The organism is Lysinibacillus contaminans (genome assembly GCF_001278945.1).
Lineage (GTDB): Bacteria > Bacillota > Bacilli > Bacillales_A > Planococcaceae > Lysinibacillus > Lysinibacillus contaminans.
Genome location: NZ_LGRV01000003.1, coordinates 1 through 20,432 on the forward strand (window position 1 = coordinate 1; position 20,432 = coordinate 20,432).

The following is a 20,432-nucleotide window of genomic DNA, read 5'->3' on the forward strand; positions in this document are numbered from 1 at the left end:
ACGGCGGTAACACGGGTTCGAATCCCGTAGGGGTCATACATAAAGCACGGAAAATGTTGAAAAACATCTTCTGTGCTTTTTTTATGCATGGAATTGTTTAAATGCCCAACAAATATTATAGAACCATAATTTAGAGCGCCAAATATCTTTTTATAAATGTGTGTTAACAAGGAATTAACATCTAATTCAAACTTTACACAATAATGTAAATTTCGTTTTTGAAATGAGTAGTTAATTGTTGGTATTGTTAGACAAGTGTAATTTGGTTTTGTAAGAAGTATTTGATGAAATTCATCTAAAAGATGTTTCGTCAAATGTTGAGGGAGGATAGATTTCTTAACTTTCTTTACCCTCGTGAGAGCATTCTTTCGAGGGAACTTCGTGCTTCTTCGACTATGGGTGAATCTACTTAAATACGATTATGTGGATGGCCTTGGTCAATGCTCTCGAGTGACCATAGTAGATGAGAGAGATCGATTCGATTCATCGTTAGATAAAAGCAACAATTTTCGTTAAAGGAAATGATATGTTTATCTGAATTTTGCTTGATGATGCGATTAACGAGATTCATTTCTGTACCGGTTTGAACGATTTGATGCATATCAATAATGTATTTCGTTGAACCTGCGTCATCGACGGCTGCATTAACTTGACGACTACATTTGGGATGTACAATGATGCGCATGTTCGACTTTGTTTGACGGATATTGTCTGTATGCTGTACGGTAAATCCTGCATGGATAGAACAATGTAATTTCCATAAAATCACCTGAATGTTTTCTAGTGACTGTTCCGTTTCAAGCGTATTCGTATGAGGATTCCAGACTGCTCTTTTTTCAAGTGGCACACCTACGTCGAACGCAGTATTTCTTCCTAAAGATTGGTCAGGTAAAAAGGCAATACGGTGTTTTTGTGTAAAAGCACATTCCAGCAGTTTTTTGCAATGGATGATGTGGCACAGGCACCGCCTTAACGTCCAAAAAGACTTTAATGGTGGCTGACGAATTTACGTATGTTAATGGGATGATAGTGTCGCCAGAAAGTTGTTGTAAAATCGGCCATATAGCTATCGAGCAGCCTGCACGCATATCTGGTAAGCAGATATGATGTTTTTCGGTTATTTCCTCCATAAAATGTACGCCGCAAAAAACAATGTAATTAGCTTCTTTATTAGTAGCGGATAATTGAGCGAGCTATAAGGAATCTCCTGTTGCGTCGGCAAATTGAATTACTTCATCTTTCTGATAGTTATGTTCAGGGATAAATAGTTTCTGCCTAATCTTTTTTTTATGGTTATAATTCGAGCTGCCATATCCGCTCTAGTTAATAATCTGTAATACTCTGGGAGTAATGAAGTTTGTTGTAATAAACTAGTGATTGATAAGGGAGTGAGTTCCGTTCGTTTACACAAGTGCACTAATATCAAAAGCTTTCACAGAACGGGTAATCGCACCGAGTGAAATCCACTGAATGCCAGAATCGACATATGCATGCAGGTTTCGAGTGTAATACTACCTGGAACTTCTGTTGCAATGTGCGCAGGGACAGTTGGAAGCCAAGCACGAATTTCTTCTGATGTACGATTGTCGAACATAATAATATCCGCGCCTGCTATAATGACTTCATCCAATTGTGCTTTTGTTTAAATCACAACTTCAATTTTGACGCTATGACTAATTTTAGCGCATTCTGTTTGAACAGCTTTTGTAATACTTCCAGCAAACGCGATATGATTATCCTTTAGCATAATAGCATCGTATAGCCCACTACGATGATTGTAAACACCAACTGTACGAACGGCATGTTTATCGAGCATATGTAAGCCTGGCATCGATTTACGTGTGTCACAAATTTTCGCATCTGTACCTGCTGTTTAATGGACAGCTAAGTTGTAATTTAAGGAGGAGGGTGTATTTAGTAAGGATCCATCCATATTTGGGTAGGCATAAAAGTCTATCTATACGATATTGCCGACAAATGTGTCTTACATGCAATTATTAAATCCAACTAGAGGTTAGGGGTAGTTACTTCGTTATTAATAGAATGTAATACATTGATTAATCTAGCATTAAAAATCTGGCAATGCACTTTATATTGTTGGAGACATTAATTTAATGTTTTCTTTTGAAATGACAATTGTTATAATGGTTGACAGAGCGAAAAAATCTCTAAAATGACAATAAATTCTTCGGAAAGTAAGGATTTCTTTTATTTTATAAAAAGGTATTGCGTAATGAAGAAAAACGTTATATACTAATTCTTGTCTTGAAGGACAGGTTAAAAAAATTCAAAACGAAATACATAGTCTAGTGATGATGGCAAAGAGGTCACACCCGTTCCCATACCGAACACGGAAGTTAAGCTCTTTAGCGCCGATGGTAGTTGGGGGCTTCCCCCTGCGAGAGTAGGACGTCGCTAGGCATAATACCCAGGAGGATTAGCTCAGCTGGGAGAGCATCTGCCTTACAAGCAGAGGGTCGGCGGTTCGAGCCCGTCATCCTCCACCATATGCCGGTGTAGCTCAGTTGGTAGAGCAACTGACTTGTAATCAGTAGGTCGTGGGTTCGACTCCTATCGCCGGCACCATTTTTAGAGCCATTAGCTCAGTTGGTAGAGCATCTGACTTTTAATCAGAGGGTCGAAGGTTCGAGTCCTTCATGGCTCACCATTTAAATTGCCAAGTAAATATGCGGGTGTGGCGGAATTGGCAGACGCACTAGACTTAGGATCTAGCGCCGCAAGGCGTGGGGGTTCGACTCCCTTCACCCGCACCATTTCTTTAATTTCATAATTGCCAGGATAAATAAATCTAAGCACATGCGGAAGTAGTTCAGTGGTAGAACACCACCTTGCCAAGGTGGGGGTCGCGAGTTCGAACCTCGTCTTCCGCTCCAAAATGTGCCGGGGTGGCGGAACTGGCAGACGCACAGGACTTAAAATCCTGCGGTGAGTGATCACCGTGCCGGTTCGATTCCGGCCCTCGGCACCATTTTATTTTATGCTTATTAGCGCCCGTAGCTCAATTGGATAGAGCGTCTGACTACGGATCAGAAGGTTGTGGGTTCGACTCCTGCCGGGCGCGCCATATATATTTCGGAATGTAGCTCAGCTTGGTAGAGCACTTGGTTTGGGACCAAGGGGTCGTAGGTTCGAATCCTGTCATTCCGACCATTTCTTAAAAACATACCCATTATGGGGCCTTAGCTCAGCTGGGAGAGCGCCTGCCTTGCACGCAGGAGGTCAGCGGTTCGATCCCGCTAGGCTCCACCATAAATTATAACCATATAAAGATCCTGGCGGCGTAGCTCAGCTGGCTAGAGCATTCGGTTCATACCCGAAAGGTCGTGGGTTCGACTCCCTCTGCCGCCATCTTAAAGGACCTTTAGCTCAGTTGGTTAGAGCAGACGGCTCATAACCGTCCGGTCGCAGGTTCGAGTCCTGCAAGGTCCACCATTTATATATTGTTACGGAGGTATACCCAAGTTCGGCTGAAGGGATCGGTCTTGAAAACCGACAGGCGGGTAACACCGCGCGGGGGTTCGAATCCCTCTACCTCCTCCATTTTCATTGTAAATAATTGGTGTCTTATAAACTCGAATAATATTGTCGCGGGGTGGAGCAGTGGTAGCTCGTCGGGCTCATAACCCGAAGGTCACAGGTTCAAATCCTGTCCCCGCAACCAAAATGGTCCCGTGGTGTAGCGGTTAACATGCCTGCCTGTCACGCAGGAGATCGCCGGTTCGATCCCGGTCGGGACCGCCATTTTTTAAAAAAAGATTAGTTAATTCTAATCGAATATGGGTCAGTAGCTCAGTTGGTAGAGCATTAGATTGAAGCTCTAAGTGTCGGCGGTTCGATTCCGTCCTGACCCACCATATTCGCGGGTGTAGTTTAGTGGTAAAACCTCAGCCTTCCAAGCTGATGATGAGAGTTCGATTCTCTTCACCCGCTCCATAGAGGGCCTATAGCTCAGCTGGTTAGAGCGCACGCCTGATAAGCGTGAGGTCGATGGTTCGAGTCCATTTAGGCCCATCATTATTCCGAAGTAGCTCAGTTGGTAGTAGCACCTGACTGTTAATCAGGTTGTCGCAGGTTCGAGTCCTGCCTTCGGAGCCATTTTTTTATTTGTGGGGAAGTACCCAAGCGGCTCAAGGGGCGCCCCTGCTAAGGGTGTAGATCGCGTAAGCGGTGCGAGGGTTCGAATCCCTCCTTCTCCGCCACAATAAAAATTCGGCCCCTTGGTCAAGCGGTTAAGACACCGCCCTTTCACGGCGGTAACACGGGTTCGAATCCCGTAGGGGTCATACTTAAAGCACAGAAGATGTTGAAAAACGTCATCTGTGCTTTTTTTTGTATTTGGAAATTATTTCAGATAAGATGTTGATAGAATAAAGATAGGGGGCATTGATATGAAAGACAAATTAAAGTGGGTTAAAAATAAACAACTCCGTGTGCAAGGAAACAAAGAACAAGTAGTGACTTTGCTAGAACATTTCACCGTAGAGCAGGTGGATCGTGTGGAGCGATTCCATCGTACATATGGGAAGTTTGAAGAGACTCCTTTGCGAAGATTGGATGCTTTAGCAGCTGATGTAGGCGTAGATCAGATTTGTGTGAAGGATGAGTCCTACCGATTTGGCTTAAATGCGTTCAAGGTGCTAGGTGGCGTTTATGCGTTAGGACAGTATTTAGCAAAGGTGTTAGGAAAAAATATTGATGAGCTGTCGTTTGAGGAATTGAAGTTGCCAGAAGTGAAGAAACGGTTAGGAGAATTGACGTTTATTTCAACGACGGATGGTAATCATGGACGTGGTGTGGCTTGGGCTGCGAGAGAGCTTGGCTTTAAGGCGCGTATTTATATGCCAGCTGGCAGTGCAGAGGAACGTCTAGACAATATAAAAAATGAAGGCGCTTATGCTGAAATTACACAAATGAATTATGATGATACGGTTCGTTATACCTCACAGCTTGCTGAGGAAAACGGTTGGATTATTGTGCAAGATACGATGTGGGAAGGCTATGAAGAAATCCCACTATGGATCATGCAAGGCTATACAACGTTAATGAAAGAAGTTGTACAACAACTTGAAGAAGCACCAACGCATGTATTTTTGCAGGCGGGGGTAGGTTCTTTTGCAAGTGCAATGGTGGCGTTTTTACAGCAGTATTACAAGCCGGATATAACGTTCGTATTGGTGGAGCCACATGTAGCAAATTGTTATTATGAAAGCTTTAAACGGGGGACAGAACAATCTGTGAATGTTGGTGGCGCGATGCAGACGATTATGGCGGGGCTTGCATGTGGGGAGCCGAGTCCGGTTGCATGGAATATATTGAAAGCCTATACGAAGGTGAGCGTTAGCTGTGCTGAGGACGTCGCTGCTACAGGAATGCGAGTACTGGGAAATCCACTAGAAATGGATCCTAGAATTATTGCAGGAGAGTCTGGTGCGGTGCCAGCAGGATGTTTTTATGCCATTATGACCGACAGTAACTATCAGGATTTAAAAGAGGTGCTGCAAATAAATACCACTTCGCGTGTATTATTAGTTAACACTGAAGGCGATACGGATGTTAACAATTATCGTGATATTATGTGGCATGGGAAATATCCAACTATTTAAAAACGAAAGTGAAGTAAGATTTATTTTAAAGTTTCAGATTGTTTGAAAATATCTGGTATTCTATAATAGAAAGTAAAGTTGGTAGAGTGAGGAGTTTTTTAGATGACAGCATTTCCTATTCAAGTTGAACGTACGAGAACATTAAAGGATAAGCCAGATATACATACATTAGGTTTTGGTCAAGTTTTCACAGATCACATGTTTGTGATGGACTATACAGAGGGGGAAGGTTGGCATTCCGCGCGTATTATGCCGTATCAACCAATTACACTTGATCCGTCTGCGATGGTTTTCCATTATGGCCAAACAGTTTTTGAGGGGATGAAAGCATATGTAACGGCTACAAATGAAGTTCTTTTATTTCGCCCGGAACGTAACTTTCAACGCTTAAATCATTCGAATGATCGTATGTGTATTCCAACGATTAATGAGGCGCATGCATTGGTTGCACTGAAGGAGCTTGTGCAGCTTGATCGTGAGTGGATTCCAACAGCGCCAGGTACATCTTTATACATTCGACCATTCATTATTGCAACAGAACCATATTTAGGCGTGGCTGCATCAAAGAATTATCAGTTCATTATTATTATGTCGCCAGTCGGTTCTTACTATAAAGAGGGGCTTAATCCTGTGAAAATTTTAGTTGAAAAGCAATATGTGCGTGCTGCTAAAGGTGGTACAGGCGAAGCAAAAACAGGCGGAAACTATGCAAGTAGTTTAAAAGCAGCTGAGCTTGCGTCCAAAGAAGGCTATGCACAAACACTGTGGCTAGACAGTATAGAAAATAAATATATTGAAGAAGTAGGAAGTATGAATATTTTCTTTAAAATTAATGGAACAGTCATTACACCAGCATTAAATGGCAGTATACTACCTGGTATTACACGGGACTCGATTCTCCATATGCTACATTCGCAAAATATCCCTGTTGAAGAACGTCGTATTTCTGTAGATGAGGTTGTGGAAGCATATGAAAATGGCACACTTGAAGAGGCATTTGGCACAGGAACAGCTGCTGTAATTTCGCCGATTGGTGAATTTAAATATGGGGAGCAACAAATACTTGTCAATAACAATGAAATTGGACTATTGACGCAATCATTGTACGACAAGTTAACAGGTATTCAAAATGGAACAATTGAAGACACATTTGATTGGACTGTAATTATTTAATAAAATGATTCTCCTTTGAAAGCAAAAAAATAGGTGTAGTGGCTTATGACGATGAATCGGACCGCATGCCTATAATACGTGATCTAAAAAAGCTATGTTTCTCACAATTTTTTATGAGAAACATAGCTTTTTTTATAAAATCAGGGAGAGGGATGTTTATTGAGATTATTGTGTTGAATATATAGGTTTCTGAGGGCAGTATTTTTTCTTGACTTTGACGTTGCGTAAAGGTTTACAGTATGGATAGTGGAGGTGAAAGCTATGGAATATACGATTCAAGAGCTGGCGAAATTATCTGGAGTTAGTACGAGAACTTTGCGCTATTATGATGAAATTGGCTTGTTGAAGCCAGCAAGAACGAATGAGGCAGGTTACCGATTTTATGAACAAGATGAGCTTGATATGTTACAGCAAATTTTATTTTACCGAGCGTTGGATATGAAGTTGGCGACGATTCAAAAAATCATTCAAGCTCCTGATTTTCAGCAAAAAGAGGCACTTGAATCGCATCGAGTTGCACTACTACAACGAAAACAACAACTCGACCAGTTATTACAAACAGTTGAACAAAGCATTCAATCACTAGAGGAGGATATACCAATGACGAACGAAGAAAAATTTAAGGGCTTTAAAGAAAAGCTTATCGGGGATAATGAAAAACAATACGGTGAGGAAATTCGTGAAAAATATGGGGATGAAACAGTTGATGCATCCAACGCGAAACTAAGAAATATGACAGAGAAACAGTATGAAGCAATGCAACAGCTCGAGCACCAGTTATTTGATCGCTTAAAAGAAGCGATGGAAATTGGCGATACATCAAGTGATATAGCAATGGAGGTAGCGGAATTACACAAGCGCTGGTTAAGCTTCAATTGGTCGAAATATTCGAAGGAAGCACATGCTGGCTTAGCGCAGATGTATGTAGCAGATGAGCGATTTACGGCCTACTATGATGAGCGTGTAACGCCGGGTGCAGCGCAGTTTTTACACGATGCTATTCTTGTCTATACACAAAATTAAACGAACTATCCCTTTGACTGGTGTTTAGAAAAGATATTTTAGGAAAAAATACAGAAAAGGCAAAGGGAGGCGTTTTTTTGAAAGAACAAACAATAGCCAAGTTAAAAAAACAATTAGAACAGGAATTAAAGGAAGTAGAGCAACAGATGGAAGCTTCTGAGATGCCTGAGACAACGGAATTATCAAATTATGATAATCATCCAGCCGATAATGCGAGTGACTTAACAGATCAATTAACGGAAATGGCAATAGATGAGCACCGTAGTGACAATGCTGAGGAAATTAAACGAGCCCTCCAAGCAATGGAGGACGGCACATATGGCGTTTGTTCGGTATGTGGAGAAGAGATTCCACTTGGACGACTAGAGGCAATGCCAAAAGCGTTGACGTGTGTAGAGCATGCGGAGCATCATGATGAGGGTTTAAGACCTGTGGAAGAGGAAGTGCTATCGGCTTCACCTAAATTTTCGGATGATTTTGAAGAGGTCGAGGCATTTGGCTCATCGGATACAGAGTCAGATCAAAATATGTAAGCTTTCTTTACCTCTGGCAGTATAATAGCTGTATGAGGTGAAGAAGTATGGACATTATTGATTTACATTGCGATGTGCTGATGAAATTAACTACGCTAGAAACTGCGAACTTTAAAGATGATGAGCGTTTACAGTCTAATAAAGGTCGCTTGCAATTAGGCCAAGTAAAAGCGCAAGTATTTGCTATTTTTATTGACCCGAAAATTCCTCAAAGCATGAAGTTTTTAGAGGTAATGCGTCAAATAGAAGCATTTCATATGCATGTACTGCAAACAGAAGGTATGGTTCATATTACCGACTGGTCACAGCTTGAGTGTTTAGCACCACATGAAATAGGTGCAATCTTAAGTTTAGAAGGTTGTGATGCAATTGGTGATGATATTACAAAATTGCAGGCAGTGTTAGATGCTGGGGTAAAGCTTGTTGGCTTAACATGGAATGGTGAAAACAGTGTGGCATACGGCGCTGAGCAAGATGCAAAGCTTGGTTTAAAGCCATTTGGTAAAGAGGTCGTGAACATTTTAAATGAGCGAGATATAATTATTGATGTGTCGCATTTAAATGAACAGGGATTTTGGGACGTCCTACCACTCGCAAAGCATATTATTGCGAGTCATAGTAATGCACGTGCATTATGTGATCATCCACGTAATTTAACGGATAAACAAGCAAGAGCACTAGTAGAACATGGTGGACATATCCATGTGGTGTATTATCCACATTTTATCGGAGATAATGCTTCAATGGAGGATTTAGTAGCACATGTTAAACATTTCGCTGATTTAGTAGGTGTAGAGCATCTAGGCTTAGGCTCTGACTTTGATGGTATTGATGTAACGGTAGATGGGTTAGCACATGCAGGTGAGGCGCAAAATTTATTAGAAGCCTTACGAGAACATTTTTCGATTGAAGAAGTACGAGGGATCGCTAATGCGAATTTTCGTCGCTATATCAATTACGCCTTAGCGTAATTGCCGCTGACGCTTCGCTTTCGCGCAGATAAACAATGCGTCCGGATTTTGAATTGTGCTTGCACAATTCACTCCTTTGCAAAATCTGTGACATCCGCCGGAGGCTTTATCTTCATTCAGTGTTTGTCGCTGACGCTTCGCTTTCGCGCAGAAAAAATTTGCTGAATGAAGATAAAAAAACGACAACCCGTTAAGGATGTTGCACACCTATTAATAAAAGAAATAATTAAATAATAAGCCAAGAGCAAGTAGGAAGCCGAAGAAAGTATTTGTTTGCGCTGTATATTTCATCGCAGGCATTACTTCTTTTGCTTCTTTTTTATCGCGGAAAATTTGGATAGCACGTAGTGGTTTCGGTATGCTTAAGAAAATAATGAGTGCCCATGCGGTAATGTCATCAACTGCTACGAGTGCGATAATCCATAAATAAGAGATGATAAAGAAGCCGGATAGCATAGTGATAGCACGGTCACGACCAACTAGAATTGCGAGTGTTTTCCGTCCACCTTCTGCATCTCCGACAATGTCACGTATATTATTTGAGAGCATAATTGCTCCAACTAAAATCATACTTGGTACAGAAAGTAATACAGCATCCAGTGTAACTGTTCTTGTTTGAATATAAAAGGCGATTAATACAATCCCCATCCCCATGACAGCCCCTGAAATAAGCTCCCCAAATGGTGTATACGCTATTGGATAAGGTCCTCCTGTATACAAAAAGCCAATAAGCATACAAACAAGTCCGACAGCTGCAAGCCACCAAGAAGTTGAGGCGCAAATATAAATACCGATTAGTGCAGCAATGGCATAAAAGCTAAGTGCAATAATCATAATTGTTTTTGGTTGAACACCATGACGGACAATTGTCCCGCCGATACCTACTGAATGTTCATTATCGAGTCCTAGTTTGTAATCATAGTATTCGTTGAACATATTTGTTGCCGCTTGAATGAGCATACTTGCAATAAGCATGGCAAAAAACAGGACAAAATTAATAGTTTCTTTGTCAATTGCTAGTGCAATTGCTGTTCCCAAAAATACCGGAACGAATGAAGCGGTTAAAGTATGTGGACGTGTTAGATGCCACCAAACTTTAAAACCCCTATCAGCTTCAATGACTTTGGTCATAAGGTGATTCTCTCCTTCGATTGTTGTAGACTCTTTCTATTTTATACGAAGAAGGAGAAATTGGGTAGGTTATCAGCTTATTACATACAGTTAAGTCAAAAAAAATGATATGATACAATAGAAACTGAATTTATAGAACGATACAGTAATTAATAGCCGTCAGAGGAACTAGGGGACGGTTCTTTTAACGAGTTTACATTGCAACAACGGAGGGAATTTTCATGCAACAGAAGTGGTACCAAGCCACAGAAGTAAATGTGGACTCTTTGGGCCAAAACCTTCATTTTTATATGGAAACGATCGAAGTGAGTCGCTTATCGGCACTAGCGTTTTACGCAGCCGGTGAGGAGCGTTATAAAGGTGAACGATTTTATTGGCAAAATAGAGAAAAAACAATGACATTAGTGGGCTTAGGACATGCCTATACAATTCAAAATAACGCAAAAAACGACCGTTTTGATGATGTAGAAAAGGAATGGATCAGCTTAACGAAAAATTGTGTTAAGGGGCAAGCGGAATTACAGCCAATTCTTTTTGGTGGTTTTACGTTTGATCCACAAAATGATATGAGTGGAGAGTGGACAGACTTTCCAGAAGCTTATTTTGCACTCGCAACGTATCAACTTGTTTTGCGTGATGACAAAGCTTATATAAGTGTGAACCTTGTATCTGAAAATGCACAAGCAGAAGAACAATTTGAAACACTTCTTAAGGAGCGTGATCATTTAATTCACGCGGCACAGGTTAAAGAAGTAAAAACATATACAAAGCCTGCAATGATAAACTATTTCGAACCTTATAAGGAGCAGTATTTAGCATCAATCAATCAGGTGACATCACTCATTAAGGCGAAAGAAGCAGAAAAAGTAGTTATCGCCCGCTCACTTGCGCTGCAATTTAAAGAGCGAGTATCATCACCACAAGTGCTCTCGCAGGTTATCAATGAGCAACCTGAAAGTTATTTATTTGGCTTAGAGCGAAATAATTTACTATTTTTCGGTGCTTCACCAGAGCGTCTTGTGAAAGTGGAAAATGGCAGAGCCTTCTCGTCTTGCGTTGCAGGTTCTATTAAACGTGGCAAAACGGCAGAGGAAGATGGCGTATTAGGTCAAAGTCTTTTGAATGACCGGAAAAATGGCGGTGAGCATCAGTATGTCGTCGATATGATTGCTGAAACATTCCGCAAAAATTGTACGGATACGAAAATTCCTGCTGGTCCACGTTTATTGAAAATCCGAGATATTCAACATTTATATACGCCTGTTGAAGGTCAGTTAAACGATACGGCAACAATATTACAATTAACGAAGCATCTACATCCAACACCAGCTTTAGGTGGCGTTCCAAGACAAGAGGCAATGGCGGCGATTCGTAAATACGAACCAATGAACCGAGGGCTCTATGCTGCACCAATTGGTTGGCTGGATGCAGAAGGAAACGGGGAGTTTGCTGTAGCGATTCGTTCTGCAAGCTTAGTCGATGATAAAGCTTATTTATATGCAGGTGGTGGTATTGTGGCAGATTCAGAGCCTCAATCTGAATATGAAGAAACATTAGTGAAATTTCGCCCAATGCTTCGCGCTTTAGGAGGTCAATTAGATGAATGATCGTCAGATTTTAACTGATTATGTTTATAAAATGGTTGCATCACTAGTACAAGGTGGAGTCGAACATGTTGTCGTAAGTCCTGGTTCTCGTTCAACACCGCTTGCCTATGCCTTTGCATCAACAAAAGAATTAACGATGTATCGCCAGGTGGATGAACGATCCGCGGCGTTTTTTGCTTTAGGTATCGCAAAAGCAACAGCAAAGCCAGTTGTGTTGTTGTGTACATCAGGGACAGCGGCAGCTAACTACTTCCCAGCTATTGTTGAGGCGAGTTATGCGCGTGTACCTTTAATAGTTATTACAGCAGACCGTCCACATGAATTACGTGAGGTAGGCGCACCGCAAGCAATTAATCAGCCAAACCTTTACGGAGAACATGTGAAATGGAGTGTCGATTTTCCTTTAGCGGATGGCGCAGCACCGACATTGCCATTTATAGAGCGTCATATCGCACGTGCAGTCGCAATTGCAACGAGTGCACCATTTGGACCTGTGCATTTGAATGTGCCATTTCGTGAGCCATTACTAATTGACTTTAGTGACGAGCTACCGAAAGCAACATTTAAGCACAGTAGTATCGCGGAGCTAACGCCATCAGTGGAAACGAAACGAGAACTTAGAGACATTTTATGTGCGACTAAACGAGGATTTATTGTAATTGGGGAGCTTCCACTTGGTACAGATTTAACGATTATATGGGATTTTGTACGTCAGTTAAAATGGCCAATACTCGTGGAAAGTCTGTCGAATATGCGAACTTCAGTACCAGAAGACTGTATGCCATATGTGATCGCCACGTACGATGCGATTATGAAGAGCGATGATTTTACAGCGTTAGTGAAGCCAGAAACGGTGCTTCGTTTAGGCGCACAGCCGATTTCGAAATTTATAATGCAATTTATTACTAAATCACAGCCAAATGCGTATATTGTCGTCGATGAAAATCCAATGTTCCGTGATGCAACAGGTGCATCCACACACTTTATACAGGCGACTATTGGTGAGTGGTTAAGTGAATTAGATGTTCGTGATAATATGCTTGAAGCGGAATACTTAGCTGAGTGGCAAGATGCCGATGATCTTGCACTTGAATATATAGAGCATTACACAGACGGAGCAATTGATGAAGGCGCAATGGTCAGCTTACTTCTTGAATGCATACCAGAGGGTAGTGATATTTTTGTAAGTAGTAGTATGCCAATTCGTGATATTGATACGTTTTTAATTAAAACAACGAAGGATATTCGTGTGTTTGCGAACCGTGGTGCGAATGGTATTGATGGAGTTGTTTCTACAGCGATGGGCTTTAGCCAAGTAAATAAACGTGAAACCTATTTACTCATAGGTGATTTAGCATTTTTACATGACATAAATGGTCTGATTGCTTCACGTTATCAGGAATGCAATATCACAATAATCGTCATGAACAATGATGGTGGTGGTATTTTCTCTTATTTACCGCAGGCAACAGTTCAAGAACATTATGAGAATTTATTTGGTACACCCACTGCGCTTGAGTTTCGTGATATTGCGCATATGTATGGAATGGAATATTTACGTGTGGATGAAATTACAGAGTTTTTCCCGAAATTTATGATGGCGAAGCAACGGCCTTTACGTTTAGTAGAAATCTTCACAGATCGTGAGGAAAATGTTTTTGCGCATCGTGCGCTATGGCAACGAATAAATTCAGGTTTAAAAGCATGGCAAAGTTAAGTATCCGTGGCATTGAGACAAATGTAGAAGTGTGGAATGAAGCGGCTGAGCAAGTAGTCGTAGCATTACATGGATTTACAGGTAGTACGGCCACTTGGCGAAATTTGGCGAATTCGCTACCGAATGTTCGCGTCGTGGCAATTGATTTAATTGGTCACGGCAAAACAGAGGTACCTGAGCAGGCAAGTCGCTTCTCAATGGAGGAGCAAGTAAAGGACCTAGAAGAAATTTTCACTCAATTACAATTAGGGACATTCTCATTACTCGGGTATTCCATGGGAGGCCGTATTGCCTTGTCTTATGCCATTGCGTATCCAGAGCGAATTGAAAAGTTAATGTTAGAAAGTGCATCACCGGGCTTACGTACATCAAAAGAACGCATAGAGCGTTGTCAGAGAGATAACGCATTAGCCGATAAAATTGAGGTAAACGGACTTACATCCTTTGTGGATGCATGGGAAAACATCCCGCTCTTTGAATCTCAAAAAAGGTTACCAGAAATGGTACGGCATGCGATTCGAACAGAGCGACTTGCGCAATGTGAGCAGGGCTTAGTTGGCAGTCTACGTGGTATAGGGACGGGCATGCAACCATCTAATTGGCCCTTTTTGGAAATACTCAACTTACCTGTCCTACTGATTACAGGTTCGCTTGATGAAAAGTTTTGTAAAATTGCTACTGACATGACAGCGTTATTCAAGAATGCGCAACATATGACAGTAAATGACGCTAGCCACGCAATTCATGTGGAAAATCCTGCGGAGTTTGCTACAATAGTAGAGGAGTATTTATTTTCTTAAATTTAGGAGGCAATCTAATGACACGTCAATGGACTTCATTACATACTTATGAAGATATTAAGTATGAGTTTTATAACGGTATCGCAAAAATTACGATTAACCGACCAGAAGTACGCAACGCATTCCGTCCAAAAACGGTAACGGAAATGATCGATGCATTTTCACGCGCGCGTGATGATAAAAATGTAGGAGTCATCATCTTAACAGGCGAAGGCGAAAAAGCTTTCTGTTCAGGTGGAGATCAAAAAGTACGTGGAAATGGTGGATATGTTGGAGACGACGAAATTCCTCGCTTAAACGTATTAGACTTACAACGCCTAATCCGCGTTATTCCAAAACCAGTTGTTGCCATGGTTGCAGGTTTCGCAATTGGTGGTGGACATGTACTACACGTAGTATGTGACTTAACAATCGCTGCAGACAATGCTCGCTTCGGACAAACAGGACCAAAAGTTGGCTCATTCGATGCTGGTTATGGTTCTGGATACCTTGCACGTATTATCGGACATAAAAAGGCACGTGAAATTTGGTACCTTTGCCGTCAATACGATGCACAACAAGCACTTGATATGGGCTTAGTTAACACAGTTGTTCCTTATGAGCAACTTGAAGACGAAACAGTTCAATGGTGTGAAGAAATGCTAGAAATGTCACCAATGGCACTTCGCTTCTTAAAAGCAGCGATGAACGCTGACACAGACGGCTTAGCAGGTCTTCAACAAATGGCAGGCGACGCTACACTTCTTTACTACACAACAGATGAAGCAAAAGAAGGCCGCGACGCTTTCAAAGAAAAACGCAAACCAGACTTCGGTCAATTCCCAAGATTCCCTTGATGGCTAGTCAATAATAGAGACACGTATCTTTTCATAGGATACGTGTTTTTTTTTGGTAATGTGTTTAGACGGATAAAAGTATGAGTCTGACGGATAAAATTGAAAATGCGACGGATAAAATCATGAAAGTGACGGATAAAACCGCAGAATATCTATGCAAATTATACAAAAAAGCAGTAAGATTAGCATTGTGAATGATTGGAGGTAACAATATGTATCCAAACTGGATTTTACAGCGCGCCTATTTAACACCATTGCGCGAAGCTTTAACATATGAAGGACAAACATGGACATTCAATGAGTTAAATGAACTTGCGATAAAACGGGCACGACAATTAACGGCACTTGGCATACAGGAAGGTGATCGTATTGCGATCATGGGGCCAAGCATGCCAAATCTTATTGTTATGATGTATGCTTGTATGCATTTACAGTGTGAATTAGTCATGCTTAATCGGCGTTTATCAGCATCAGAAATTGCGTATCAGTTAGCTGATGCGGAAGTAGTAGCATTACTTGTTGCGGATGAGGATGCCAACAAGCTTCCACAAAATGCGCCAGTACATTTATTTTCTGTAATTGAGCAAGGTATTGAAAAAGAAGTGACGATTGCTAAAGAATGGCCATTAGAACAAACAACTTCAATTATGTATACGTCTGGCACAACTGGTTTTCCAAAAGGAGTACGCCAAACAGTTGGTAATCATCAGGCGAGTGCGACCGCCTCTGTATTAAATTTAGGCTTACATATAGGGGATGTATGGCTGTGCGCTGTACCTTTATTTCATATTAGCGGATTTTCTATTTTAGTGCGCTCCTTACTCTATGGAAACAAAGTGCATTTATATGAGCAATTTGATGTCGACGCGATTACACATAATATTGTGAATGGGGATGTGACACATATGTCTGTCGTAGCTGTCACATTAGAACGTATTTTACATGTACTAGAGGAGAAAAATGCAAAAGCTTCATCACGTTTTAAAATGATGCTTGCAGGTGGAGGACCTGTGCCTGTTGATTACTTACAACGTGCCGGGGCGCGAAATTTAGCGGTTGCACAAACCTATGGCATGACAGAAACTTCTTCACAAACGGCAACGCTTGCGAGTGAGGATGCGATGCTTAAAATTGGCTCTGCTGGGAAGCCGCTATTTTTCAACCAAATTCGTATTGCTGAGCCAAATGAACAAGGTGAGGGAGAAATTTGTATTCGTGGCCCGCACGTGACACCTGGCTATATTGGTCGCTTTGCTCAAAAAGGAGCGACAATAGATGGTTGGCTGCATACGGGTGATATTGGCTATATCGATAAGGATGGCTATTTATTTGTTGTTGATCGACGTGCGGATTTAATCATTTCAGGTGGGGAAAATATTTATCCTGCAGAAATCGAAAATGCACTTCTCGCACATCCAGCTGTGAAGGAAGCAGGCGTATGTGGCAAGGATGATGAAAAATGGGGTCAGGTACCAGTAGCCTATATAGTACTGAAGGAACCAGTATCAGTTGAGGAACTAATAAGTTTTTGTAAACATAACCTCGCTAAATATAAAATGCCTAAGGAGATAAATTTTGTTCATGAGTTACCTCGAAATGGATCTAATAAATTATTAAGAAGAAAATTGAAGGAATTATAGTCTAAGAAAGAAGCTTTCTGCATATGAGAAGGCTTCTTTTTGGTTTAGATTTTAGAATGTTTGTTGATTGGAGTGGAGGCTGGGCGACTCCTGGTGGATTAGGCGTTCTAGATGAGACCCTGGAGCGAGCTTAGCGAGTGAAGCGGCTCATCGAACGCCCCCTGGAAAGCGCCCAGTCGGAACGGAAATCAACCCCACGTTATGCGATAAGCCTTATTTTTCTATAGTAGTAGTCACTTATTTACTAGTAGTTTGCATAAAAAATTGGAAAACTACATAAATTAGTTAGTAAGGGAGACAGACTCATATGAAAAAATATTTATGTATGACCATGATTATTTTAACTTTCTTACAAATGAGTCATCTGCATGTTCTGGCCGATAATTATCATGAAAATATGGAAACAGCAAATACAACAAATGAACTAACACATCAAATTCAACAAGCTGTAATGCAATTAAAAACAGACTTTGATATTCGTTATACTGGAAAAAGTGCTTTGATGAAAGATGAGCTAACAGCAATGATTAAAGAGGCTGTTACAGATCAATATATGTATGCGAATATAGCGAGTTTTAAATGGCAATATAGCGGTTATGTAGATAATATTATAATAAAATTTCAATTTACTTATCATCACTCAAAAGTTGAAGAAGCATTTGTAGATTATACATTGAATAACATTATTGCGCCTATGCGTGGACTTAGTAACTTTGAGAAAGTTAAAGCTGCACATGACTTTATCGTCTTGTCTACAGAGTATTCAAGTCAAACAGTCAACAGTCAGTATTCACCGTACACATTGTTAACTGAAAACAAGGCGGTGTGCCAAGCGTATGCATTAGTGCTTTATCGTATGCTAGAAAAGTTGGGATTTGACGTACGTTATGTTGCTGGAGATGCAAAGGAGCAGCTTCATGCTTGGGTACTAGTAAATTTAGAAGGTGCGTGGTATCACATTGATGTCACATGGGATGATCCAGTACCAGATAAACCAAACGAAGTACGTTATAACTATTTCCTTCTGTCAGATGAGCAATTGGCAGAAGATCATGAATGGGATCGTACTCAATATCCAGTAGCAAACCGTGAATACGCTTCCACGGCAATTAGTAAGAATAGCGTATTTTCACTAAATGACCTTTATATTGACAGTAATCAAAACATATCTGTTAAAAATGTAGGACTGCCACGTTTAATGGGGTTTTCTGACTATGGCATTCAATTTCTTGCAGTAGTAAAAAACACGATTTATGAGGGTGGCTATTCAAAGGTCGACAAGTTTTCAAAAATATATGAAGCGAACCTGAACGCGAAATTTCTTATGGCTATTTTGTCGATGCATTTATCTTTTGATAGCAAAGGAGTAGATCATCTAATTTACAATCAACAGTATAAGAGGTTGCATATTGCACAACAGAGAATATCTCATAAAAAGCTAGTCGTCATAGAAAAGGGTGTCTCGAATTTTTATATTCGAGGCACCCTTCTTCAGTTATTAATGGGTTTGAGCGTTTAATGCTTTTTCTAAAGTTTGAATATTTTTCTCCATAAGAGTGAAATAAGTTTCTTTGTTTTTCACATCGTCGGTTGTTAGGATGCTTAAATTGTGCAAGACAAGTGATTCAGCACCAACTTCTTTTTGAATAACTTCCGCTAGTTTGGATGAAACGTTTTGTTCGAATAAAATGTAGTGAATGCTTAAGTCCTTCGCTTTGTCGACTATCGCCGTTAATTCCTTTTGTGAAGGTTCCGTTTGTGAGTTTAAGCCTGCAATTGGTACCTGTGTTAAACCATATTCACCCGCAATATAACCAAATGCTGCGTGTGATACGAAGAATGTTTTATCAGTTGCTGTATTAGCCATTGTTTTAAATTGACTGTCTAACTCTTGTAACTCATTTACTAAGGCTTCGTAATTTGCAGTAAAAGTAGCTTCTTGTTCAGGCATTTTTTCAACTAATGCATTTTTAATAGAAAGTGCTAAGTCTTGGCTAATGATAGGCGATAGCCAAACGTGTGGGTCGACATCACTGTGATCGTGGTCTTCATGACTAAGACCTTCTGCTTCATCGTCGTGGTCATGAACAGCTTCTGTTGATTCGTCATGTGAATGACCTGTGCTAATAGCTAATTTTTCATCAGATATTTGGTCCGCTGTTGCAATCATTGTTACGTCTTCTTTAGCTAACGTTTTTTTTGCATTTTCAACGAAGCCTTCAAGACCTAGCCCAACATAGAAAAATAAATCAGCATCTGCTAACTTCATCATATCTTTTTGTGTAGGTTCAAATGTATGCTCATTTGCACCAGGTGGATAAATAGAAGATACATCTACAAAGTCGCCACCAATACGTTCAGTGAAATAGCTTAAAGGGTAAACTGTCGTGTAAATGGAAAGTTTGTCTATAGAATCAGACGTCTTATCTGAAGTAGATGACTTTTCACCACATGCTGCTGTGAATAGCGCGAGTGTGGCTACAGTGAATAGTAAAAATATTTTTTTCATAATTAAATAAAACTCCTTTAAACAGTAATCATTACGATTTATTTTAACGTTTTTTATAATAACGTACTTTAGAGAAAAGTACAAGAAAAAATGACCTTCGAAATTAATTCTTTTTCGAAGGCCATTTTTCTGGAACTGGGTCAAAGCCACCAGGATGTAGTGGCTGGCATTTTAAAATACGAATTGTCGTCATGAGAAGTCCTTTAATTGCACCGTGCTTTTGAAATGCTTCTAATCCGTAAGAGGAGCATGTAGGATGGAAGCGGCAAGAAGGTGGCGTCATAGGTGAGATGAATTTTCTGTAAAACTGAATGAGCCATATAAAGGGATATTTCATGTTTGACCATCCTTGTGCTGTATCGTTGATTGCTCAGGTTTAGCATCGATTGTATGTTTAAAAACATCGCCTTTTTTCTTTAAAAGTACGATGACAGAGACACCAAACATTAGCATCATCATGGCAATCATAATAATTATTGGTAATGGGACGCCCATTTATTTTCACTCCAAATCCGTTTCAGTATTTTTATTATAATAGTTATTTTGCTAAAAACGTATTAATTGAACCAGGGATAAATTATGTATCAATCTACTTATTGTCGTGTTGACCATTTTGAACAGGTTTTTCATCGACTGTATGTTTAAAGGCATAAGCACGATTGACACTTGTAATTGTTGCAACCGTTATTAAAACAACAATGATAATCGCTACGATTAGTAGTGCGGTCAAACTCATTTACTTCACTCCGTTTCGGATTCATCATTACTATTATAGAATATACACGCATGGTAATTGTGAAGGAAGTTTGACATTCCAACGAATAAAAAAATTCCTTTTCCATCATACTATAGAAAAAGGAGTGTTTTG

At 40.4% G+C, this 20,432-nt stretch carries 16 protein-coding genes, 20 tRNA genes, 1 rRNA gene and 2 pseudogenes; 32 read left to right on the plus strand and 7 right to left on the minus strand.

All coding sequences use genetic code 11. From position 1 onward, the window contains the following. Positions 1 to 346: 346 nt before the first annotated feature. Both AEA09_RS02460 and AEA09_RS19410 read right to left on the minus strand, forming a co-directional pair. Positions 347 to 1,411, minus strand: a pseudogene (locus AEA09_RS02460) (quinolinate synthase). Continuing rightward, positions 1,404 to 1,873, minus strand: a pseudogene (locus AEA09_RS19410) (nicotinate-nucleotide diphosphorylase); the annotation flags it as partial. The pseudogenes AEA09_RS02460 and AEA09_RS19410, both read right to left, overlap by 8 nt. 432 nt (positions 1,874 to 2,305) lie before the next feature. Between AEA09_RS19410 and rrf the strand changes: the two are divergent. From rrf to AEA09_RS02595, 26 genes are all read left to right on the plus strand, one after another. Beyond that, positions 2,306 to 2,421, plus strand: a 5S ribosomal RNA gene (gene rrf, locus AEA09_RS02470). 10 nt (positions 2,422 to 2,431) lie between these two features. After that, positions 2,432 to 2,507 (plus strand) — tRNA-Val (locus AEA09_RS02475). 3 nt (positions 2,508 to 2,510) lie between these two features. Then, positions 2,511 to 2,586, plus strand: a tRNA-Thr gene (locus AEA09_RS02480). Between the two features lie 6 nt (positions 2,587 to 2,592). Beyond that, positions 2,593 to 2,668, plus strand: a tRNA-Lys gene (locus AEA09_RS02485). 21 nt (positions 2,669 to 2,689) lie between these two features. Continuing rightward, positions 2,690 to 2,774, plus strand: a tRNA-Leu gene (locus AEA09_RS02490). Between the two features lie 45 nt (positions 2,775 to 2,819). Next, positions 2,820 to 2,894, plus strand: a tRNA-Gly gene (locus AEA09_RS02495). Between the two features lie 6 nt (positions 2,895 to 2,900). Continuing rightward, positions 2,901 to 2,989 (plus strand) — tRNA-Leu (locus AEA09_RS02500). A 19-nt stretch (positions 2,990 to 3,008) separates the two neighbouring features. Further along, positions 3,009 to 3,085 (plus strand) — tRNA-Arg (locus AEA09_RS02505). 9 nt (positions 3,086 to 3,094) lie between these two features. Then, positions 3,095 to 3,171, plus strand: a tRNA-Pro gene (locus tag AEA09_RS02510). Positions 3,172 to 3,194: 23 nt separating this feature from the next. Continuing rightward, positions 3,195 to 3,270 (plus strand) — tRNA-Ala (locus AEA09_RS02515). A 25-nt stretch (positions 3,271 to 3,295) separates the two neighbouring features. Then, a tRNA-Met gene (locus tag AEA09_RS02520) sits at positions 3,296 to 3,369 on the plus strand. A 7-nt stretch (positions 3,370 to 3,376) separates the two neighbouring features. Beyond that, positions 3,377 to 3,453: transfer RNA gene (locus AEA09_RS02525), tRNA-Ile, on the plus strand. A gap of 15 nt (positions 3,454 to 3,468) precedes the next feature. Further along, positions 3,469 to 3,561: transfer RNA gene (locus AEA09_RS02530), tRNA-Ser, on the plus strand. Between the two features lie 46 nt (positions 3,562 to 3,607). Then, a tRNA-Met gene (locus AEA09_RS02535) sits at positions 3,608 to 3,682 on the plus strand. A gap of 4 nt (positions 3,683 to 3,686) precedes the next feature. Beyond that, positions 3,687 to 3,762 (plus strand) — tRNA-Asp (locus tag AEA09_RS02540). Positions 3,763 to 3,799: 37 nt separating this feature from the next. Then, positions 3,800 to 3,875, plus strand: a tRNA-Phe gene (locus tag AEA09_RS02545). Between the two features lie 5 nt (positions 3,876 to 3,880). Next, positions 3,881 to 3,954: transfer RNA gene (locus AEA09_RS02550), tRNA-Gly, on the plus strand. A gap of 4 nt (positions 3,955 to 3,958) precedes the next feature. Further along, positions 3,959 to 4,032 (plus strand) — tRNA-Ile (locus AEA09_RS02555). A gap of 7 nt (positions 4,033 to 4,039) precedes the next feature. After that, positions 4,040 to 4,116, plus strand: a tRNA-Asn gene (locus AEA09_RS02560). A gap of 13 nt (positions 4,117 to 4,129) precedes the next feature. Continuing rightward, a tRNA-Ser gene (locus AEA09_RS02565) sits at positions 4,130 to 4,220 on the plus strand. A gap of 12 nt (positions 4,221 to 4,232) precedes the next feature. Continuing rightward, positions 4,233 to 4,304, plus strand: a tRNA-Glu gene (locus AEA09_RS02570). 105 nt (positions 4,305 to 4,409) lie between these two features. After that, entirely contained in the window at positions 4,410 to 5,624 is a 1,215-nt protein-coding gene (dpaL, locus tag AEA09_RS02575) for a diaminopropionate ammonia-lyase (protein WP_053582356.1), read from the plus strand. Positions 5,625 to 5,726: 102 nt separating this feature from the next. Beyond that, positions 5,727 to 6,797, plus strand: a complete 1,071-nt coding sequence (locus AEA09_RS02580) for a branched-chain amino acid aminotransferase (RefSeq protein ID WP_053582357.1) — start codon at positions 5,727 to 5,729, stop codon at positions 6,795 to 6,797. A 261-nt stretch (positions 6,798 to 7,058) separates the two neighbouring features. Then, complete coding sequence (locus AEA09_RS02585; protein ID WP_053582358.1) at positions 7,059 to 7,820, plus strand: MerR family transcriptional regulator; 762 nt, start codon at positions 7,059 to 7,061, stop codon at positions 7,818 to 7,820. A gap of 77 nt (positions 7,821 to 7,897) precedes the next feature. Further along, positions 7,898 to 8,353: a TraR/DksA C4-type zinc finger protein gene (locus AEA09_RS02590; protein WP_053582359.1), complete on the plus strand. Its 456-nt coding sequence runs from the start codon at positions 7,898 to 7,900 to the stop codon at positions 8,351 to 8,353. A 47-nt stretch (positions 8,354 to 8,400) separates the two neighbouring features. After that, on the plus strand, positions 8,401 to 9,324 hold the full coding sequence (locus AEA09_RS02595; RefSeq protein WP_053582360.1) for a dipeptidase: 924 nt from the start codon (positions 8,401 to 8,403) through the stop codon (positions 9,322 to 9,324). 210 nt (positions 9,325 to 9,534) lie between these two features. On the opposite strand, the gene AEA09_RS02600 is transcribed toward AEA09_RS02595, so the two are convergent. Continuing rightward, a complete protein-coding gene (locus tag AEA09_RS02600; protein ID WP_053582361.1) occupies positions 9,535 to 10,455 on the minus strand; it encodes a 1,4-dihydroxy-2-naphthoate polyprenyltransferase in 921 nt (306 codons plus the stop codon). Between the two features lie 221 nt (positions 10,456 to 10,676). On the opposite strand from AEA09_RS02600, the gene AEA09_RS02605 reads away from it, so the two are divergent. The 6 genes from AEA09_RS02605 to AEA09_RS02630 all read left to right on the plus strand — a co-directional run bounded on the left by AEA09_RS02605 (position 10,677) and on the right by AEA09_RS02630 (position 18,574). Then, on the plus strand, positions 10,677 to 12,062 hold the full coding sequence (locus tag AEA09_RS02605) for an isochorismate synthase (protein ID WP_053582362.1): 1,386 nt from the start codon (positions 10,677 to 10,679) through the stop codon (positions 12,060 to 12,062). Beyond that, positions 12,055 to 13,779, plus strand: coding sequence for a 2-succinyl-5-enolpyruvyl-6-hydroxy-3-cyclohexene-1-carboxylic-acid synthase (gene menD, locus AEA09_RS02610; RefSeq protein ID WP_053582363.1), 1,725 nt, complete (start codon positions 12,055 to 12,057; stop codon positions 13,777 to 13,779). Before AEA09_RS02605 ends, menD begins: the two co-directional genes overlap by 8 nt. Then, on the plus strand, positions 13,767 to 14,579 hold the full coding sequence (gene menH, locus AEA09_RS02615; protein ID WP_053582364.1) for a 2-succinyl-6-hydroxy-2,4-cyclohexadiene-1-carboxylate synthase: 813 nt from the start codon (positions 13,767 to 13,769) through the stop codon (positions 14,577 to 14,579). The genes menD and menH overlap by 13 nt, the downstream gene beginning before the upstream one ends. Before the next feature lie 17 nt (positions 14,580 to 14,596). Next, positions 14,597 to 15,415: a 1,4-dihydroxy-2-naphthoyl-CoA synthase gene (gene menB / locus AEA09_RS02620; protein ID WP_053582365.1), complete on the plus strand. Its 819-nt coding sequence runs from the start codon at positions 14,597 to 14,599 to the stop codon at positions 15,413 to 15,415. Between the two features lie 212 nt (positions 15,416 to 15,627). Further along, positions 15,628 to 17,055: an o-succinylbenzoate--CoA ligase gene (locus tag AEA09_RS02625; protein WP_053582366.1), complete on the plus strand. Its 1,428-nt coding sequence runs from the start codon at positions 15,628 to 15,630 to the stop codon at positions 17,053 to 17,055. 307 nt (positions 17,056 to 17,362) lie between these two features. Then, the gene (locus AEA09_RS02630) at positions 17,363 to 18,574 is read left to right on the plus strand and encodes a transglutaminase domain-containing protein (RefSeq protein WP_053582367.1); all 1,212 of its coding nucleotides are present in this window, start codon (positions 17,363 to 17,365) and stop codon (positions 18,572 to 18,574) included. Here AEA09_RS02630 and AEA09_RS02635 read toward each other — a convergent pair. From AEA09_RS02635 to ytzI, 4 genes are all read right to left on the minus strand, one after another. Next, on the minus strand, positions 18,554 to 19,564 hold the full coding sequence (locus AEA09_RS02635; protein WP_053582368.1) for a metal ABC transporter solute-binding protein, Zn/Mn family: 1,011 nt from the start codon (positions 19,562 to 19,564) through the stop codon (positions 18,554 to 18,556). The genes AEA09_RS02630 and AEA09_RS02635 overlap by 21 nt on opposite strands. A gap of 103 nt (positions 19,565 to 19,667) precedes the next feature. Next, positions 19,668 to 19,901, minus strand: a complete 234-nt coding sequence (gene yidD / locus AEA09_RS02640) for a membrane protein insertion efficiency factor YidD (protein ID WP_053582369.1) — start codon at positions 19,899 to 19,901, stop codon at positions 19,668 to 19,670. Continuing rightward, positions 19,898 to 20,059: a hypothetical protein gene (locus AEA09_RS20080; RefSeq protein ID WP_169778055.1), complete on the minus strand. Its 162-nt coding sequence runs from the start codon at positions 20,057 to 20,059 to the stop codon at positions 19,898 to 19,900. The genes yidD and AEA09_RS20080 overlap by 4 nt, the downstream gene beginning before the upstream one ends. Positions 20,060 to 20,153: 94 nt before the next feature. Then, positions 20,154 to 20,300 (minus strand): YtzI protein, encoded by a 147-nt coding sequence (gene ytzI, locus AEA09_RS19770; protein WP_156312021.1) that lies wholly within the window; start codon positions 20,298 to 20,300, stop codon positions 20,154 to 20,156. Between the last annotated feature and the right edge of the window lie 132 nt (positions 20,301 to 20,432).